The organism is Enterococcus ureilyticus, from assembly GCF_001730315.1.
GTDB lineage: Bacteria > Bacillota > Bacilli > Lactobacillales > Enterococcaceae > Enterococcus_L > Enterococcus_L ureilyticus.
In genome coordinates, this window is sequence record NZ_MIKC01000030.1 from 1 (window position 1) to 1,563 (window position 1,563).

General features: G+C 45.5%; 13 tRNA genes and 1 rRNA gene. All 14 read right to left on the reverse strand.

What is annotated here, in order from left to right:
• Nucleotides 1–263: 263 nt before the first annotated feature.
• Nucleotides 264–347 (reverse strand) — tRNA-Leu (locus BCR24_RS10345).
• A 16-nt stretch (nt 348–363) separates the two neighbouring features.
• Nucleotides 364–434 (reverse strand) — tRNA-Cys (locus tag BCR24_RS10350).
• A 35-nt stretch (nt 435–469) separates the two neighbouring features.
• Nucleotides 470–541, reverse strand: a tRNA-Gln gene (locus tag BCR24_RS10355).
• A gap of 14 nt (nt 542–555) precedes the next feature.
• Nucleotides 556–628, reverse strand: a tRNA-His gene (locus BCR24_RS10360).
• Nucleotides 629–660: 32 nt separating this feature from the next.
• Nucleotides 661–733: transfer RNA gene (locus BCR24_RS10365), tRNA-His, on the reverse strand.
• A gap of 13 nt (nt 734–746) precedes the next feature.
• A tRNA-Trp gene (locus tag BCR24_RS10370) sits at nt 747–817 on the reverse strand.
• 10 nt (nt 818–827) lie between these two features.
• Nucleotides 828–908: transfer RNA gene (locus BCR24_RS10375), tRNA-Tyr, on the reverse strand.
• Between the two features lie 3 nt (nt 909–911).
• A tRNA-Phe gene (locus BCR24_RS10380) sits at nt 912–984 on the reverse strand.
• Nucleotides 985–997: 13 nt separating this feature from the next.
• A tRNA-Asp gene (locus tag BCR24_RS10385) sits at nt 998–1,071 on the reverse strand.
• 9 nt (nt 1,072–1,080) lie between these two features.
• Nucleotides 1,081–1,153: transfer RNA gene (locus BCR24_RS10390), tRNA-Val, on the reverse strand.
• Nucleotides 1,154–1,165: 12 nt separating this feature from the next.
• Nucleotides 1,166–1,237 (reverse strand) — tRNA-Glu (locus tag BCR24_RS10395).
• Nucleotides 1,238–1,252: 15 nt separating this feature from the next.
• Nucleotides 1,253–1,341, reverse strand: a tRNA-Ser gene (locus tag BCR24_RS10400).
• Nucleotides 1,342–1,388: 47 nt separating this feature from the next.
• Nucleotides 1,389–1,462, reverse strand: a tRNA-Asn gene (locus BCR24_RS10405).
• 7 nt (nt 1,463–1,469) lie between these two features.
• Nucleotides 1,470–1,563, reverse strand: a 5S ribosomal RNA gene (rrf, locus tag BCR24_RS10410); the annotation flags it as partial.

Genomic DNA, 1,563 nt, shown 5'->3' on the forward strand with positions numbered 1-1,563 from the left:
TGTTTTGGCACTATTCTTTTTCAAGAAAATAGAAAAACCTAGAGGAAATTTCCTCTAGGAATCATATTAATCGATTTAATTCTTTAGATTTTCTTCATCAACATTAGTTGACAAAGAGCCAAAAAAACTAGAGGAAAGTTCCTCTAGGGATCATATTAATCGATTCAATTCTTTGGTTTTTCTTTACCAACATTAGTTGACAAAGAGCCGATATTTCATAATTTCATAAAAAAAAAACTACGATGATCATCGTAGTTTTTTTATACCGGCGGCCGGGGTCGAACCGGCACGCCCTCGCGGGCACTGGATTTTGAGTCCAGCGCGTCTGCCAATTCCGCCACGCCGGCATGAAATAATTTTGCAAGGCGGTAACCGGATTTGAACCGGTGATGAAGGTTTTGCAGACCTCTGCCTTACCACTTGGCTATACCGCCATATTTAACTATAAAACAATCTCTAAAAGAGAAAACTGGGGTAGCTGGATTCGAACCAACGCATGACAGGATCAAAACCTGTTGCCTTACCGCTTGGCTATACCCCAAAATTAGAACTAAGGGCGACTGATGGGAATCGAACCCACGCGTGGCGGAACCACAATCCGCTGTGTTAACCACTTCACCACAATCGCCATAAAACATATAATAAAAATTAAAAGCTAAGGGCGACTGATGGGGATCGAACCCACGCATGGCGGAACCACAATCCGCTGTGTTAACCACTTCACCACAATCGCCATAAACTATTAACAGGGATAGTAGGAATCGAACCCACAATGACGGTTTTGGAGACCGTAGTTATACCGTTTAACTATATCCCTACTAAGATAATGGAGGAAAGTGGATTCGAACCACTGAACCCTAAGGAACGGATTTACAGTCCGTCGCGTTTAGCCACTTCGCTATTCCTCCAAATGGCGCAAGACAGAATCGAACTGCCGACACACGGAGCTTCAATCCGTTGCTCTACCAACTGAGCTACTGCGCCAAAAAATATAAAACGGTCTGGACGGGACTCGAACCCGCGACCTCCTGCGTGACAGGCAGGCATTCTAACCAGCTGAACTACCAAACCGTAATTTAATGGAGGTTGACGGGATCGAACCGCCGACCCCCTGCTTGTAAGGCAGGTGCTCTCCCAGCTGAGCTAAACCTCCAAAAAATATAAATGACCCGTACGGGAATCGAACCCGTGATACCGCCGTGAAAGGGCGGTGTCTTAACCGCTTGACCAACGGGCCAATAAAAACTTAATACGGAGAGTAAGGGATTCGAACCCTTGAGACAGCGTTAACCGTCTACATGATTTCCAATCATGCTCCTTCGGCCACTCGGACAACTCTCCAGAGTTAAAGGAAGCAAAGTATTACTCATAAGTCCTATATTAAGGAACTCCGGCAGTAGGACTCGAACCTACGACATCATGATTAACAGTCATGCGCTACTACCAACTGAGCTATGCCGGAATAATTAGCGTGGCGACGTCCTACTCTCACAAAGGGAAACCCTTCACTACAATCGGCGCTAAGAAGCTTAACTTCTGTGTTCGGCATGGGAACAGGTGTAT